Genomic DNA, 16,789 nt, shown 5'->3' with positions numbered 1-16,789 from the left:
GAGTCGCCTTTCGTTTAGACGATCAACGTAAGTTAGCCATACATGCATTATTTAGCCTTTAAGCTTTTATTCAATCTTGTTTCATTACGCTGATCGTGTCGATGGAAGTACCATAGCTTACGATTTTTAGAGGATTTTTTCATCGTTTCTATTCCACTAAATTATCACGAATATAATATTTCATTTTGTAAGACAAATGAATATTAAGTGCAGCATTGAATCATATTTAAAAAATTCTGAAATTTATTTATCTAAAATATTATTTTCCATATTTATTAAACATAATAAAAAATAACATTTGATATACACAGAGACTACAATTGCCTATTTAATCATCGTGTTTTTACCGATTGGACTACTGCGATATTCCAAAACCACTAAAAAGTATTTTTCAATCATATTACAGGTGAGATTCAGTTCACAGTTATGCTCATTTGGCATGTTGATGATACAGTTATATGAGCGTATAACGACAACCCAGTAATGACAGGGCTCTTTCGAACTGCAATCGTTTGCCGCAATCGTAATTCATCTAAGCACGTAATAGTGACAGAAAATTACGCGACCCAAAAGTGAGACTTAAGTCACTTTTAGAGAGAAAGAAATATTTAAACATAAGTATATATCTTGATAAGAATCACACTGAGAGCAACCAAACATGGTCTATCTACATTTCGTTTTAGGGTTAATCGTTATCGCAGCCCTAGCACTTGTTGCAAGTAATAACCGTAAAAACATCAAGTACAGATATATTATTCAGCTACTGCTTATTGAAATGGGATTAGCCTACTTCTTGCTTAACTCCTCAATGGGTACAGGGATCGTTAAAGAGTTTGCTGATGGATTTAATGGATTACTCAATTTTGCCGCAGAAGGGACAAATTTCGTCTTTGGTAACCTATCTAACAATGATGGCTTTAACTTCTTCTTAAGTGTTCTAATGCCAATCGTATTCATTTCAGCACTGATTGGTATTCTTCAGCACATCAAAGTTTTGCCATATGTCATAAAAGGCCTTGGATATTTATTATCAAAAGTTAATGGCATGGGTAAACTTGAATCCTTTAACGCTATTAGTGCCTTAATGGTCGGTCAATCTGAAAACTTCATCACCTATAAAGATATTCTCGGTAGAATGTCTGAGCGTCGCATGTACACGTTAGCGGCAACAGCCATGTCAACCGTATCGATGTCTATTGTCGGTTCTTACATGAAGCTAATCGATCCTAAATACGTCGTGGCTGCCTTGTTTCTAAACATGTTTAGTACCTTCATTATTCTCTCTATCATTAACCCATATGACCACGAAGCAGAGATGAATATTGATGAGATGATGGCGGCTGAAAGTGGTGAGAAACTGACGTTCTTTGAAATGTTAGGAGAATATATTCTTACTGGTTTTAAAGTCGCGGTTATTGTAGCGGCAATGCTGATTGGTTTTATCGCGCTAATTTCAATGATTAATGCCGGCTTTGATGCTGCATTCGGTATTAGCTTCCAAGATGTTATTGGCTACGCTTTCTATCCATTTGCATGGATCATGGGTATCCCTGCTCATGAAGCCCTACAAGCAGGTAGTATCATGGCAACCAAGCTTGTTGCTAACGAATTTGTAGCAATGCTGTCACTACAAAAACAAGTAAGTGAATTAACACCGCACACCGTAGGTATTGTTTCTATCTTCCTTGTGTCATTCGCTAACTTTAGCTCTATCGGTATTATTGCTGGTGCTGTAAAAGGGGTGAACGAAGAAAAAGGTAATATGGTGGCACGTTTTGGTTTACGTTTGCTTTACGGTTCAACGCTCGTTAGTTTTCTATCAGCGTTAATTGCAGGCATCATGATTTAATCGTTGTCATTGCCATTCCTCCCTTAAAATGCCGGTCTTTTCTAATATGAAGGCTGGCATTTTTATTACATCGTAAATTCCCCCTCCCCTTATTTATCTGTAAATTGAGAATTTAACTTTCATTTTCAGTTATTTGATTTGTATGATGAATGTATAGAATTGTGCCACTCATCACATAAAATTCGAATTCACGAACAATGTCCTGAGCCTATTAACTTAATAAATATAATTTTGAGGCTTATATGTCGGATAAAACCGTCTCTGGTGCTGAACTGGTTGTTGAAACTTTAAATGCACATAACATTCCACACATTTTTGGTATTCCAGGTGCAAAGGTGGATGCTGTTTTCGATGCTGTTTGTGATAACGGACCTGAAATCATTATTTGTCATCATGAACAAAATGCAGCGTTTATGGCAGCAGCAACAGGGCGTTTAACGGGTAAAGCAGGCATTTGTTTAGCGACCTCTGGCCCGGGCGCATCAAACCTTGTCACAGGCGTTGCAACAGCGAACAGTGAAGGTGATCCTGTGGTTGCACTTGCAGGTGCTGTACCGCTTTCGATGTATTCTCACAATACTCACCAATCCATGGATACCCGTTCACTGTTTACTCCTATCACCAAATTTTCAGCAGAAGTGATGGATAGCGGCTCGGTATCTGATGTTGTACATAAAGCTTTTCGTATTGCAGAGCAACCTACCCAAGGTGCTAGCTTTGTTAGTCTACCGCAAGATATTCTAACTAACCGTATTCCTTACCAACCAGTACAACAGCCTAATCCAATTTTGTTCGGTGGTGCACACCCACAAGCTATTCGTCAGGCTGCTGATCGCATTAATGCTGCAAAAAATCCGGTGTTATTACTGGGTATGGATGCAAGCCAGCCTTTTGTTACTGATGCCATTCGCCAACTACTCAAACAAACACCAATTGCCGTTGTGAATACGTTTGCCGCAGCTGGGGTTATTTCTCATGATTTATACAACTGCTTTTTAGGTCGAGTGGGCTTATTTAAAAACCAACCCGGTGATATTGCGTTAAACAGCGCAGACTTAATCATCACCATTGGTTATAGCCCCATTGAATACGATCCGATTCTTTGGAATAAAGATGCAAATACCCCAATTATTCATATTGGTTATCAACAAGCAGATTTAGAAATTAGCTATAACCCTGTTTGTGAAGTTGTGGGTGACTTAGCGGTGTCTGTTACGTCTATTGCTTCTGAATTAGATAAGCGAGAATCCTTAGAAAGTAACCAACAAATCCAATTATTACGCCACGATTTACAACATATTATGCAGATGGGGATAAATAAAACCTCATCAAACGGCGTTCACCCACTTCGTTTTGTTCATGATTTACGTCGCTTTGTCAGTGACGACACCACTGTATGTTGTGATGTAGGCTCTATCTATATTTGGATGGCACGTTACTTCCACAGCTTTGAACCTCGTCGTTTATTGTTCAGTAATGGTCAACAAACATTGGGCGTCGCTTTACCTTGGGCAATTGCAGCTTCCCTTCTTCACCCTAATGAAAAAGTCATTTCCATGTCTGGTGATGGTGGCTTCCTATTCTCATCAATGGAATTAGCCACGGCCGTGCGTCATAAATGTAATATCGTTCACTTTGTTTGGACTGATCACTGTTATGACATGGTTAAGATCCAACAGCTTAAAAAGTATGGTCGAGAGAGTGCTGTCAGCTTTATAGGTCCTGATATTGTTAAGTACGCAGAAAGTTTCGGCGCACATGGTTTAGCGATCAATACTGCCGATGATATTGAGCCTGTTATGCGAAAAGCTATGAACTTAAGTGGCCCAGTATTGGTTAACGTCAATGTTGATTATAGCGATAACAGTCGCCTACTTGATCAACTTCATCCATGCCAACAAGATTAATAGGAGCATCACATGAGTGCCGAAACACATAACAAAACGTTCTACCAAACCTCAATGATGAGTGCATTAATTGCAGGCTTATATCAAGGTGATTTCACAATTGGTCAGTTATTAGATCATGGTAACTTTGGCATTGGTACCTTTAACGATCTTGACGGTGAAATGATTGTAATGGGTGATGACGTTTACCAACTTACAAGCACAGGCGATGTTCATCTTGTTGATCACGATATCACCACACCATTTGCTTCGGTTGTTAACTTTGAGCCAAAAGCAAAACTGAGTTTAATTGAACTAAGTAAAAAAGAATTTGAAACGTGCTTAGAGCAAGATCTACTCGCTCACAACGCGATTAATGCCATCCGTTTAACAGGTAAGTTCTCGTATGTTAAAACACGTACAGTGCCGGCTCAGCACCGTCCATATCCACCTATGGTTGAAGTTGTTAAACATCAACCTATTGCTGAAATGACGCATGTTTCAGGTGTGATGATTGGTTTTAAAATACCAGACTATATGATTGGTATTAATGTGCCGGGGTTCCACTTTCACTTTATTAGTGATGATCGTACTCAAGGTGGTCATGTGAGTGACTTTATTCTCACAGAAGGTAATGTTGAAGTTGAAATATTTAAAGATTTCCACCTTCGTATGCCCGCCTCACAAGAATTTGATCGCGCAGATCTTCACCCTGAAGATCTGCAAACTGCGATCCATGTAACTGAGAAATAAACATTGAAAAGATTAGGCATTTCTTAATGACAAAAGGAGCGTTTATTAACGCTCCTTTTCTTTTATCTCTTATTTTTCATACAGCCTAAAGTCACTCTGATCAAATACCCATGTTTGCGCAGGATTGCCAGGTAATGAAACGGTAATTTCTTTATTAGTAAATAAAATAACCTGACTCATTCACCAAACGGCAATTCATCAGGTTATTCATTGTTAATTATAAATAGGTTTATCTGACCATTAATCCATTTTGGGTCACCAGCTTCTGAGTTTCTACTTGGTACTCTTTCTCTTTTACCGTCGAAACAAAGTGCCACGTTGAAAGCACTTGCTGATGATCAAGATCTAAACGAATAAAACCACGTTGTTTTAAATTAACCCATTGAAGTTCTGAAACTAATTGGGGTAGGATAAATTCCATCTGCCCAATAGTTTGCAAATCTAACCCTAAATATTTTTCTAATCCGGGAGAGGTCACCGAGCTTGTTGCAAACTCAATCCCCACCCCATTTCCTTTATGATCACTTAATTCACTACACCAAGCATTGTGGCTATCGCCTGCTAGCGTGATAAGTTGTTTATTTAACGTTGTCGTCATGCCGTATAACCATTCACGCTCCATATAAAACCCGTCCCAAGCATCTAAATTATATGGAAGTAAATATGGGTCTGAACTTGGATCAGCTAAATAGGTATTAATTGCATTCTGTACCGCGATCATCGCAGCTGACTTGTTTGCATCACTTGCCTGAAATAATTGAAACAACCCCATCATGACACTACTTGGCATTTCAATCTTACCCATTAACACTTGTTGGCCTAACAATGACCATTTTGCCGTATTCGTTGTCATACGCTCACTGAGCCATTGCTTTTGATCATTGCCGAGTAACTTGCGTTCAGGAGCGCGTGCCTGTTGAATTAACCCAGAGATAGATTCAATCGATGTATCAGCCAGTGAAAAGTAGTCAAGCGGTTCATCACGCGCGACAACGCGGGTATCTAACATATATAAGTCAAACAAATCACCAAAGCTAAAGTCTCGATAGGTGATCATAGAAGAAACAGGATTTTCTCTAACGGGTAACCATTCTAGCCAAGCTAGAGCAGCTGCAGCTCGACGTTGAGCAAAGTCACCTTCTTGCTGTTGATGATTCTCAGCACCTTCTCGCCATGTATCATTGGCTATTTCATGATCATCCCAAATAGCGATCATTGGTAATGCCGCATGTAACGCTTGAAGATCACTGTCGCTACGGTATTGCGCATAACGTTTGCGATAATCATCTAAAGTAAGGCATTCAGACTCTTTACTTGGAATGCGATTTAAACGTTGTGCATCTTCAGTGGCATACTGCCCAGCCCCATATTCATAAATATAATCGCCTAAATGTAGTACTGCATTGATAGGTGACATTTGGTGCTGCTTAACTATTTCTCGATACACATTAAAGTAACCAGCAGGAAAATTAGAACATGACACGACAGCAATAGACGCTTTATCTAATTCACCTTCTGCTAAAGTTTGAGTCTGCCCTATAGGACTTAACGTATCATTGGCTTCAAAACGATAATAATAATGTTGATTAGGTTGTAGACCGTTAACATCTACCTTTACTGTAAAATCTTTTACGCTATCGGTCGTCACCTCGCCTGACGCAACAATCTGCATAAATTTCTCATCAGTCGCAACCTGCCATTGAACGTCAATTGAGCGTGCTTCTGTCGTAATACGCGTCCAAATAATAACGGCATGTTGTAAAGGATCACCACTCGCAACGCCGTGATTAAAGCCAACCTTAATTTTCGATTTTTGTTGCTGTTGATCATTACTATTACATCCTGTAAGCGAAGTAACCATCGCTGCTGATGATAGCGCTTTTACAAATCCTCGACGTGATAACGACATACCTATTCCTTTAAATATAATAACTGGTCAAACCAGAAGGAATGTCGCATGTCTTTATGACGTTTTTATTTGAGTGGGATGTAATTTTTATTAACAAAACACTCAGAATGTGTACAACAGCAACAAAAGATACCATTAAGGCATCTAATTATTACCTGTCAGTAAAAGTAATTTGACGTTTATGATCATTGTTATCTTATCTGAAATAAATATAATACCTTCCATCGAAGAAAAGTACGGTTTTGAAAAAAAATCCTGCTTTAGCTCACAAAACTTGAATTTTGGTGAATTTCATTGTCTTATATCAAAGAAATTGATCTTATAAATGATAGAGCATGCCATTCCATATAGGCATACTCACAAAAAATAGAGTAGCAACGGATTAGCTCATTAATTTAATGATGGTCAAACCATCCCCTGTGGAATGAAGCCCGGGGTGCCTTTGAGGAATTCGTATGTCACGAATCGTTATTGTAGGTGGCGGTGCCGCAGGCTTAGAGTTATCAACTCTATTAGCAAAAACCGTACGTAAAGAAGATGAAATTATTCTTGTAGAACCAGAAACGCATCACTTCTGGAAACCTCGCTTGCATGAAATTGCAGCAGGTACTTTTGATAGCGACTTAGATACAGTTTGTTATTTCACCCATGGTGCACGTCATGGCTATCAACATTACCAAGCCGCGATGACAGATATTGATCGTGATAATAAAATGCTTTCTGTTCGTCGTCCTGATGGTACAGAAGCGGCTTTAAAATACGATTACCTTGTTATTGCGATTGGTGCGGTAAGTAATGACTTTAATACCACTGGTGCAAAAGATCATTGCTTATTCCTAGATTCAGCAAGCCAAGCGCGTCAAGCATGGCATCAAGTTAGCCAGATCCTTCGTGCAAGTGAAGATCGCTCAGTAAATATTGTTGGCGCTGGCGCGACTGGTGTTGAGCTTGCAGCAGAGCTTGCTCGTGTTAGCCACAAACTTCAACGCTATAATGGTGCCCCACTGCATATCAACTTGATTGAAGCTGCAGGTCGTGTATTACCAAATAGCCCTGAAAAAATGTCAGAAAAAGTACAAAAAGAGCTTGAGCGTAATAACGTAAATGTTCTTCTTGATACACGTATTCGTGAAGTCACTGAAAAAGGTATGCTAACAGTTGATAACCGTGAGTTAGATGCTGACGTACAGTTCTGGGCTGCGGGTGTTAAAGCACCGGATTGGCTAAACGGTATTGGCGGTTTAAGTTATAACCGTATGAACCAAATTCAGGTGAATGCTAATTTAACAACAACCGTTGATGACAGCATCTTCTCTTTAGGTGATTGTGCATCAATCCCTCAGGCTGATGGCAGCTTTGTTCCACCTAAAGCACAAGCGGCTAACCGTGCAGCAGTACACCTAGCGAAAAGCTTAGGCGGTATGCTACGTGGTAAACCATTGACTGACTTCGAATTTAAAGATGGCGGTATGGTTGTTGCTGTTGGTCACCATTTTGCAGTCGGTTCATTTGCACCAGGCTCAAAGATGGAAGGTAAAATGGTACTACAAGGTCGCTTGATCCGTCGTTTATACGATACGATCTTCCGCCTGCACCAACGGACAGTGACAGGTATGTTCACCGTTTCACGTTTAATGATTGCTAAACGTCTAAAAGCGGTATTTAAGCCAAACGGTATTTAATCTGTAAATTGCCTTCTACTATGACGGTCAATATAACGACTATATTGACCGTTATTAATCTCTCTGAATTAAATTATAAATATCCAACATCTTACTATTTTCGTAAATAGTGAATCCGTACACCAAAATTAAATAAGTCTAATAATGCTAAATCTATTCGCTAAAATTTTTAATCGTAAAAACAAACCGACTATTATTAATATCCACCCTGCTGTTAATCGTGGTATTAATCCAACTAATAACACGTTAAATGGCGGTAAATTACAGTGTCATTGCCGACATAATAAAGTTGTTGTTAATTTAGAGTCACAAACAGCGCATAACCATATTTGTGGTTGTTCTAAATGTTGGAAACCTAAAGACGCGCTATTTTCACAAGTTGCTGTTATTCCTCGCGACAAAGTAACAGTAACAGCAAATGCAGATAAACTAAAAGTTGTTGATGACGCTGCTGTGATTAAGCGTTTTGCGTGTAAAGACTGTGGTGTTCATATGTATGGCCGTATTAAAGATACTAACCACCCATTCTACGGCTTAGATTTTGTCCATACTGAACTATCGCCAACACAAGGCTGGTCTGCACCAACATTTGCTGCTTTTGTTTCTTCAATCATTGAAACGGGCACAGATTTAAAAGACATGGCTGCTATCCGTGCTCGCATTGAAGAACTAGGTATGGAATCTTACGATTGCCTATCTCCAGACTTAATGGATGCCATTGCTACTCATATTGCACAGCAAAACAAGTAATAATTTAATTTTATTGTTTCTAATCAGTAATAATCATTTACTGTAAAACAGATTGTTTAAATCTAATTAAACTTTAGAATACTTCTATTCGCTAATTAATATTTAATTAACGAATAGAAAACTAAAAATAACACTCTAACTCTACATTTAATTATAAATAATATAAGAGCATCTTTATGTCTATTAAATTACACCCATCAATTGATAATGGCTTTATTGCAACTAAAGAAAACTTTGTTGGTGGCGTATTAAGCTGTAAATGTGACACAAATACAGTTCGAGTTAAACTTTCTGGTCAAACAGCACATAACCACGCTTGTGGTTGTTCTAAATGCTGGAAGCCTGAAGGCGCAGTTTTCTCTCAAATCGCTGTTATTTCTCGTGACAACGTTGAAGTGATTGCAAATGCAGACAAACTCGTTGTCGTTGACCAAAATGCAGCAATCAAACGTCACGCTTGTAAAGAATGTGGTGTTCACATGTACGGCCGTATCGAAGATACTAACCACCCATTCCACGGTTTAGACTTTGTTCACACTGAACTATCAACTGACGAAGGTTGGTCTGCTCCTGAATTTGCAGCATTTGTTTCTTCTATCATCGAAACGGGTACTGATCCAAAAGATATGGATGCAATCCGTGCGCGTCTAAACGAACTAGGCCTTAAGCCATACGATTGCCTATCTCCAGCACTAATGGATGCTATCGCAACTCACGTTTACGCACAAAACCATAAAAGTGCATAAGCGATAAAATAAATCCAATAACGTTTAAAGCACATGTAAACCATTCGGGTTGCATGTGCTTTTTTATTTACGTTAAATAAAATACATGAATGACACAATACTGCATTATTGCCGTCTTCCACACGATAACAATCACACCTATTGTTTTTTTAAATCCCATCCCAAACAGCAACTTCATAACGTTTTTAAAATAAACCGCTCTCCCATAGCGACAAATAACACTTATACCTTTTACTCATTCAACCTAATCACGCTGTTCAAGCACACTCAATAAACCCACTCTTAAAAGTCAAAATAAACTATAAAATCAGCAAGATACACTTTTCCTCTTGAGTGTTTATAACATTAAAAATGGAATACCTGAAAATTCCTTTAAAACATAAGCTACAATAGCGTATAGTTCTTTACTAATATTTAAAGTTAATTTTATGCTTTTAACGGAAATGATAATTTTTACTATTACTATTTGGTAATAATCATTTTCCATATCAAGGGATTATCATTTGCTAAGAAATAAATATAATAGTTCCATCAAGACGACATGAGTAATATCGTTTAATTGTCGTATTTTAATAATAATTATCGCCAATCAAGTTGGCTTAACAGAGTGATTTAACGATGACTGATAAATTTATCAAATCAAAAGCTGCGATTGCATGGGGTCCAAAACAACCACTTTCAATTGAAGAAGTAGATGTAATGTTACCTCGTGCAGGTGAAGTTCTCGTTCGCATCGTAGCAACAGGCGTATGTCACACTGATGCTTTCACACTATCAGGTGATGATCCAGAAGGTATCTTCCCTGCAATTCTTGGTCACGAAGGTGGTGGTATTGTTGAAATGGTTGGTGAAGGCGTTACCGATCTTCAAGTAGGCGACCACGTTATTCCACTTTACACTGCAGAATGTGGCAAGTGTAAATACTGTCTATCTGGCAAAACAAACCTATGTCAAGCAGTACGTGAGACACAAGGTAAAGGTCTAATGCCAGACGGTACAACACGTTTCTATAAAGATGGTCAACCTATCTTCCACTACATGGGTTGTTCAACATTCTCTGAATACACTGTTCTTCCTGAGATTTCACTAGCGAAAATCAACAAAGAAGCACCGCTAGAAGAAGTATGTCTACTAGGTTGTGGTGTTACTACAGGTATGGGTGCGGTACTTAATACAGCGAAAGTTGAAGAAGGTAGCACTGTTGCTGTATTCGGCCTTGGTGGTATCGGTCTAGCAGCTATCATTGGTGCAACAATGGCTAAAGCAAGCCGCATCATTGCTATCGACATCAACGAAGACAAGTTCGACCTTGCTCGTAAACTAGGTGCAACTGAGTGTGTTAACCCTACTAAGTTCGATAAGCCTATCCAAGAAGTGATCGTTGAGATGACTGACGGTGGTGTTGATTACTCTTTCGAATGTATCGGTAACGTAAACGTGATGCGTTCTGCGCTTGAGTGCTGTCACAAAGGCTGGGGTGAGTCTGTAATCATCGGTGTTGCAGGTGCAGGTCAAGAGATCTCAACTCGTCCATTCCAACTAGTAACAGGTCGCGTATGGCGTGGTTCTGCATTCGGTGGTGTTAAAGGCCGTTCAGAACTTCCAGGTATCGTAGATCGTTACATGGCAGGTGAGTTCCAGTTAGATGACTTCATCTCATTCAACATGGGCCTAGACAAGATCAACGAAGCATTCGATCTGCTGCACGAAGGTAAGAGCATTCGTACTATCATTCACTTTGATAAGTAATTTTCCTCTTATTTAAGCTACATCCTGTCTTCGTAACGACTACTGTCTGTTACGAAGACAGGCGAGATTTTATCTCACACCTTTGTTCAAAACCTGCTACGGATCAGCACTTCCTCTTTTAGCGAAAGTAATAATAAACCAAATTTTTCTGTCAGTCGTAAAGACAACCGACTTATCGTTAATTGAGAATTGGCATTTGCCACGCTCTGGTACTCTGTGTCAGAGCGCTTTTTCTTATAAAAAATTATAACAACGCTCATTTTTATTTTTTAATTTTATTCTCAACGAACGTTACAAGAGACTCTCATGCATCGCCGTTTATTAAAATCATTACCATTTCAATTACTTATTGCTGGCTTGTTAGCATGGGCGTTAGCAACACTGCTACCACTATCGTCAGGGTTTGAAACAAGCACAACCTTCAAGCTCCTTATGTTATTAAAAACCACTTATATTGGTTTACTAAAAATGCTTGTTGGTGCCGTAGTGCTATTTTCATTGCTACGTGGTATCACCAGTATCGGCTCAATAATTCGATTAAAAGAGCTTGGTTTAAAAACAGTTTCGTTTTATGCCTTTACTTCAACGCTTGCGATTGCATTAGCCTTAGGTGTTTCACTGTCACTGCCTAAATGGCCACAATTAGTCGATACTTCAAAAGTTCATGTCAGCAGCCATGTTCAATTAATCGATCAAACCTCCGCCTCCGGTGGCGCTATTGTTGAAAAGCTATTTAACATGGCATTGGTAAACCCTTTTCAAGCAATGGCAACAACTAACTTATTAGCGATTGTTGTATTTGCGCTATTACTTGGCATTGCACTGCTGGCAAGCTTACCGGAAAAGCACCCTGTATTTGAGGTTATCGATGGACTCAATACTGCCGTTAACCGTGTGGTATCGTGGATCATCAAACTAGCACCACTGGCTGTATTTGCGATTGTTTTCCAATTTACTCTTCAAAGCGGTAATGCCATTTTTGGTGAACTCGCCCGCTTTGCGTTACTGGTATTTACTCTAACCTTTATTCACGGTGGTTTTGTCTTACCTATCATCGCAAAAGTCGTGACAGGTATTAAGTTCAAAGACTTATTTAGAGCGCTATCAGCACCAATGGCCATGGCATTTGCAACATCATCAAGTTCAGCAACGCTACCACTTTCAATGCAAACAGCGGAAGAAGAGCTTAACATTTCACAATCAACCAGCAGTATGGTATTGCCGCTTGGCTCTATTATGAATATGGATGGTACAGCCCTTTTTGAAGGCGTAGCAGCTATCTTCCTAGCACAGCTTTACGGTATCGACTTAGGTACTGGTGGTCTAATCATGATTTTCATCATGGCAATGGTCTCTTCTATTGGCGCACCAGGTATGCCGTCAGGTTCTATGTCAGGTATGCAGTTAGTCATGCTGGCTGTCGGTATCCCTTTAGAGGCAATCGCAATTTTATTGGTTATTGAACGTCCGTTAGATACCTTTAGAACAGCCGTTAACGTTGAAGGTGATTTGATTGCAGCACTTGTTGTTGATAAATGGCAAAATAAGTAACCTTAACTTAAGCATGGAAATGCATCATAATTGCACAATATTATGATGCATTTTTCGATTTTGACAGGGTAACTCTCGTTACTTAACATAATCACTATTGATGTTAATCTCCCTTTATATTTATCATTCTTAACATTCTCTGTTGAATGAAGAAGTCAGCACCTATGTTATTTAATACAACGTAGGTTCAGAAACGGTTTGATATATTGAGTTGTATAGGGAAGCTGGAATACGATGTTTTTGAATAACTAACAAATCTTTTTATTGTGTAGCTAAAAAAACAAGTAGGTTTAGAATGTTAAAACAATTACTTCACTCTGTTTTTCATAGACGAAAAATTAATAAGTCGCAACAATTACGCTCTCGTCTTGAATTTGTTATTCAACAAAATTTAGGCCAACGCGAAGCTCGATATAATAGAGAACAACGTTATTTTGTTGATTAATGATAGATATAATAATGAAACGTTTATCATGTAAATATCATCAAATAAAAACAATACGATTGAAATAATTAAAATAGTAAATTAATTACGAGTTTCAACAAAAAATCGGTCCTAAAACAAGCCAAAGCCATAAATAGCATGTTGATAACGTGAAATTATGAATGACATATCTATTTAGCTATACCTTCTCGCTTTTGCTTTAGCGATTACGATAAGCCGATTCACCAATACTTTTTCTTTCGTCAAATCTGCTTTTTTTAATTCTCGTAAAATTCTATTTAACTCTGTTTCTAAATATTTTGCTGTTTTAGTTTTCACCATTGAACGAACAAGCTTTTCTGCATTATTTGGTAACGGTTGTTCAACTGCCCACAAAAAACTGTAGTTTAATTGTCCATCCTTACCAACTGCTGGCTGCTCTATTTCTACAGGCTCTGGCGCTGCTTGCATCTGCTCAAACCGTCCTAAGCGTTGGTAATACCCTTGAACAATCGGCGATTTATTAAAGGGTAACGTCCCTTCCAGATAAAGCTGAGGACCAATTTCTTGTGCAAGTGTCGCCTTCGATTCAAGAATAAACTGACTCGCGTTTTTATCTTTGCGAACATAAGTATCTTTTTTACTGTTCTCAACTGAATAGTAAATTTTAGCTTTATGTTTCGCACGCGTTATCGCGACATACGCCAAGCGTCGTTCTTCTTCAGTATCTGCTGAAATACCGACAGAAGATCGATTAACGTAAGGAAAAGCATCTTTATCCCAATACGGTAAATGTACTTGGCTATACTCACAACCTTTCGCTCTGAATATCGTGGTTAATTGCACATTGCTTGTGGTGGATTCTGATTGGCGTAACGAATCAGAACGTTGCGTATAATACTCAAAATACTGAAGTGCTTTTTCACAATCTTGATCCATCGAAGCCAATACCGTTTCAACACTATCAAGTCGTTCAACCGCTTCTTCTATTTCTGATGCAGTCGCTTCTGTTTTCCAAATCCAATTATCTAACTCGCTATCACGACGATACTGACGATAAACATCTAATGCTTTAAAGCCCCCTTTACGGCGAAGCATCATTAATAATTCTACTCGTGATGTAAAATTATCAAGATTTAATGCTGGCTGTAACTTTTCCGTTTTCTTCACAACCTCTAACCACTGCTCAATTGGCGTATTAGCAAGCTCATCACATAACGGTCGCAAACTGGCATTTGGCACATAACAGTGTGGAAAAGACATCATATTAAAGACGAGTGTCGCTTTCTCATATGGTTGAAACTGATTGTAGCGCCCAGTGGCAAATCGCATCACATCAAGCAATAATTTCACTTCTCGACTATTTGATAACACCGAGCCAACAGGCATATAAAAAGGAATATTTTTAGTTAAAAACGCTAATTCAAACAACATAGTTTGTGACCAACGACGAACTAAAATCGCAACATCAGAAGGTGTTCCACCTTGTTCGATATATTCAGCAATAGATTGTGCGATCTCGCCGACTTGGCGCGCAGTTCCTATCACTTCAACGGGGGTATCAGCAACTGACTGATGAGAGATCGTTTGAAAATCGTGGAAACGTTGCTTGTTATTGGCAATCAAGTGACTCGCAGCTAACGCTAAGCTGTGGCCAAAACGAAATGTATGTGACAGGCTATAGGTGGTTGCAGGCGTAAAATCTTGTTCAAAGTTCAGCATAAATTGGGGAGCGCTGCCACGCCATTTATAAATACACTGATCGACATCACCGACAGCCACTAATTGCGCTTGCTCCCCGAGTAACAGTTTTAACAATCGATATTGCGCGGTATTTATATCCTGAAATTCATCAACAACCATAAATTGGATTTGTTGATGATAATAAGCACGTAACGCCTCATTATCAGTCAGTAAATTAACCGTTTCTACCAACCAATCATCGAAGAATAACTGTTTACGCTCTTTACGAATAGTTTCAAAATTCCAATACGCTTCAATGATAAAATGGTATTCATCACTAATATCAGACAGCTCAAACACTTCCTTTGGCGGTAACATATGCGCTTTTACCAAGCCAATAAAACTCATCAATAATTCAATGGTGCGCGGATCTTTGAATGTTTGTTGCTTTTGATACGACTTCTCTTGCGCTGCCATTTGACGCAAAATTTGTTTCGCAATGATTTTATCACTTTCACCATTATTGAAATCAATTTGATAACCCGTCTCAGCTAAATAGCCTGATTGACGTAATAATTGATAACAAAAACTGTGAAATGTATGCACGGGAACATTCACCCCATGACTATTTCGCTCTAATTTAGCTTTAAAATCGGTGCGAATATCACGGTTAAACATCAACACCAACATATTTTGTGGTGCAATTGTCGCTAATTTTTTCTCAACTAGCCCTACCAAAGTGGTGGTTTTACCCGTCCCCGCTCCTGCAACACATAATGCATTACCAGATAGGTGATTAATAAAAGCCGTTTGTTCAGCTGTAAAGCTTGTCATGACAACACCACGTGATGATAGATAAGTGAATGCGCGAGTATAACAATTCCTTAATTAGGTTTACATTCATTGCTGGTGATATATACAGCAGTTGAGCATAACATATACCTAACGATTACCTATCAATCTGCTAATTGTGGCATTGCGCATAGTCTGTTGTTAAAATCTGTCCACAATAAGCCATAAAGACTTGGCTCACCTCTTTTAAAATTAGCTGTGTACTCCACACCGAGAATAACCCCGTATGAATAAAAGCTTACTCACCAACCTTATTTCACTTATCTTGCTAGCTATTGGTTACCTTACTAATCAGCAAGTTATCCTTTATTGTGGCTTATTCGCATTTTCTGGCGCATTAACAAACTGGCTTGCTATTCATATGCTATTTGAAAAGGTGCCCGGACTCTACGGCTCAGGTGTTATTCCTGCTCGTTTTGAAGAATTTAAAACAGCCATTAAAAATCTCATGATGGAGCAATTCTTTACTCAAGAAAACATTAGCCGCTTTCTTAATAAAGAAATGACAAGCTCAACCAATTTAAACTTGCAGCCTGTGATCCAAAAAATTGATTTTGCGCCAGCTTACGATTCGTTACTTGATGTGATCATGAATTCACAATTTGGTGGCATGCTAACCATGATGGGTGGCGTAGAAGCACTCCAACCACTACGCGAACCTTTCATTGAAAAAATGCAGGATTCTGTTAACGAAATTAGCCAACAAGATGACTTTAAAGCAGCACTTAAAGATCAACTAGCTAAGCCTGAATCACTCAATGATATCGAAGAGACGATTGAAGAAATTATCGATCAGCGCCTGAATGAATTAACCCCAAAAATGGTCAAAGAAATGGTGCAAAAGATGATCAGTGAACACTTAGGCTGGTTAGTCGTTTGGGGCGGTGTCTTTGGTGGTGTGATCGGCATTATCTCAGCATTTATCGCTGCATAACTTTTTCTCTCCCTGTGAATT

At 38.8% G+C, this 16,789-nt stretch carries 12 protein-coding genes; 10 read left to right on the top strand and 2 right to left on the bottom strand.

The features are described from left to right. Nucleotides 1–658: 658 nt before the first annotated feature. The 3 genes from C9J40_RS05305 to budA all read left to right on the top strand — a co-directional run bounded on the left by C9J40_RS05305 (nucleotide 659) and on the right by budA (nucleotide 4,488). On the top strand, nucleotides 659–1,849 hold the full coding sequence (locus tag C9J40_RS05305; protein ID WP_105059977.1) for a NupC/NupG family nucleoside CNT transporter: 1,191 nt from the start codon (nucleotides 659–661) through the stop codon (nucleotides 1,847–1,849). A gap of 242 nt (nucleotides 1,850–2,091) precedes the next feature. Further along, on the top strand, nucleotides 2,092–3,756 hold the full coding sequence (gene alsS / locus C9J40_RS05300; RefSeq protein WP_107246022.1) for an acetolactate synthase AlsS: 1,665 nt from the start codon (nucleotides 2,092–2,094) through the stop codon (nucleotides 3,754–3,756). Between the two features lie 12 nt (nucleotides 3,757–3,768). Next, nucleotides 3,769–4,488: an acetolactate decarboxylase gene (budA, locus tag C9J40_RS05295; RefSeq protein WP_107206325.1), complete on the top strand. Its 720-nt coding sequence runs from the start codon at nucleotides 3,769–3,771 to the stop codon at nucleotides 4,486–4,488. Nucleotides 4,489–4,717: 229 nt separating this feature from the next. On the opposite strand, the gene C9J40_RS05290 is transcribed toward budA, so the two are convergent. Next, nucleotides 4,718–6,397: an alkaline phosphatase gene (locus C9J40_RS05290; protein ID WP_107246020.1), complete on the bottom strand. Its 1,680-nt coding sequence runs from the start codon at nucleotides 6,395–6,397 to the stop codon at nucleotides 4,718–4,720. A gap of 455 nt (nucleotides 6,398–6,852) precedes the next feature. On the opposite strand from C9J40_RS05290, the gene C9J40_RS05285 reads away from it, so the two are divergent. The 6 genes from C9J40_RS05285 to C9J40_RS22105 all read left to right on the top strand — a co-directional run bounded on the left by C9J40_RS05285 (nucleotide 6,853) and on the right by C9J40_RS22105 (nucleotide 13,320). Further along, nucleotides 6,853–8,079, top strand: a complete 1,227-nt coding sequence (locus tag C9J40_RS05285; RefSeq protein WP_107206323.1) for an NAD(P)/FAD-dependent oxidoreductase — start codon at nucleotides 6,853–6,855, stop codon at nucleotides 8,077–8,079. 144 nt (nucleotides 8,080–8,223) lie between these two features. Next, the gene (gfa, locus tag C9J40_RS05280; protein ID WP_107206322.1) at nucleotides 8,224–8,829 is read left to right on the top strand and encodes an S-(hydroxymethyl)glutathione synthase; all 606 of its coding nucleotides are present in this window, start codon (nucleotides 8,224–8,226) and stop codon (nucleotides 8,827–8,829) included. Nucleotides 8,830–9,005: 176 nt separating this feature from the next. Beyond that, entirely contained in the window at nucleotides 9,006–9,575 is a 570-nt protein-coding gene (gfa, locus tag C9J40_RS05275; protein WP_105059970.1) for an S-(hydroxymethyl)glutathione synthase, read from the top strand. 618 nt (nucleotides 9,576–10,193) lie between these two features. Beyond that, nucleotides 10,194–11,324, top strand: coding sequence for an S-(hydroxymethyl)glutathione dehydrogenase/class III alcohol dehydrogenase (locus C9J40_RS05270; protein ID WP_107206321.1), 1,131 nt, complete (start codon nucleotides 10,194–10,196; stop codon nucleotides 11,322–11,324). Nucleotides 11,325–11,630: 306 nt separating this feature from the next. Further along, the gene (locus C9J40_RS05265) at nucleotides 11,631–12,875 is read left to right on the top strand and encodes a dicarboxylate/amino acid:cation symporter (RefSeq protein ID WP_107206320.1); all 1,245 of its coding nucleotides are present in this window, start codon (nucleotides 11,631–11,633) and stop codon (nucleotides 12,873–12,875) included. A 295-nt stretch (nucleotides 12,876–13,170) separates the two neighbouring features. After that, a complete protein-coding gene (locus C9J40_RS22105) occupies nucleotides 13,171–13,320 on the top strand; it encodes a hypothetical protein (protein WP_199187010.1) in 150 nt (49 codons plus the stop codon). A gap of 174 nt (nucleotides 13,321–13,494) precedes the next feature. Here the strand turns inward: C9J40_RS22105 and C9J40_RS05260 are convergent, their stop codons facing one another. Beyond that, nucleotides 13,495–15,816, bottom strand: a complete 2,322-nt coding sequence (locus tag C9J40_RS05260) for an ATP-dependent helicase (protein ID WP_107206319.1) — start codon at nucleotides 15,814–15,816, stop codon at nucleotides 13,495–13,497. 244 nt (nucleotides 15,817–16,060) lie between these two features. Here C9J40_RS05260 and C9J40_RS05255 point away from each other — a divergent pair, with 244 nt between their 5' ends. Then, complete coding sequence (locus C9J40_RS05255) at nucleotides 16,061–16,768, top strand: DUF445 domain-containing protein (protein WP_107206318.1); 708 nt, start codon at nucleotides 16,061–16,063, stop codon at nucleotides 16,766–16,768. The last annotated feature ends 21 nt before the right edge of the window (nucleotides 16,769–16,789 follow it).

Source organism: Photobacterium sp. GB-72 (assembly GCF_003026095.1).
GTDB lineage: Bacteria > Pseudomonadota > Gammaproteobacteria > Enterobacterales > Vibrionaceae > Photobacterium.
The sequence above is the reverse complement of the archived record's forward strand: the minus strand, read 5'-3'. Positions and strand labels throughout refer to the sequence as shown.

Coding starts and splice junctions, on each gene's coding strand:
- C9J40_RS05305 (WP_105059977.1), top strand. CDS start 659: ATGGTCTATCTACATTTCGTTTTAGGGTTAATCGTTATCGCAGCCCTA.
- alsS (WP_107246022.1), top strand. CDS start 2,092: ATGTCGGATAAAACCGTCTCTGGTGCTGAACTGGTTGTTGAAACTTTA.
- budA (WP_107206325.1), top strand. CDS start 3,769: ATGAGTGCCGAAACACATAACAAAACGTTCTACCAAACCTCAATGATG.
- C9J40_RS05290 (WP_107246020.1), bottom strand. CDS start 6,397: ATGTCGTTATCACGTCGAGGATTTGTAAAAGCGCTATCATCAGCAGCG.
- C9J40_RS05285 (WP_107206323.1), top strand. CDS start 6,853: ATGTCACGAATCGTTATTGTAGGTGGCGGTGCCGCAGGCTTAGAGTTA.
- gfa (WP_107206322.1), top strand. CDS start 8,224: ATGCTAAATCTATTCGCTAAAATTTTTAATCGTAAAAACAAACCGACT.
- gfa (WP_105059970.1), top strand. CDS start 9,006: ATGTCTATTAAATTACACCCATCAATTGATAATGGCTTTATTGCAACT.
- C9J40_RS05270 (WP_107206321.1), top strand. CDS start 10,194: ATGACTGATAAATTTATCAAATCAAAAGCTGCGATTGCATGGGGTCCA.
- C9J40_RS05265 (WP_107206320.1), top strand. CDS start 11,631: ATGCATCGCCGTTTATTAAAATCATTACCATTTCAATTACTTATTGCT.
- C9J40_RS22105 (WP_199187010.1), top strand. CDS start 13,171: ATGTTAAAACAATTACTTCACTCTGTTTTTCATAGACGAAAAATTAAT.
- C9J40_RS05260 (WP_107206319.1), bottom strand. CDS start 15,816: ATGACAAGCTTTACAGCTGAACAAACGGCTTTTATTAATCACCTATCT.
- C9J40_RS05255 (WP_107206318.1), top strand. CDS start 16,061: ATGAATAAAAGCTTACTCACCAACCTTATTTCACTTATCTTGCTAGCT.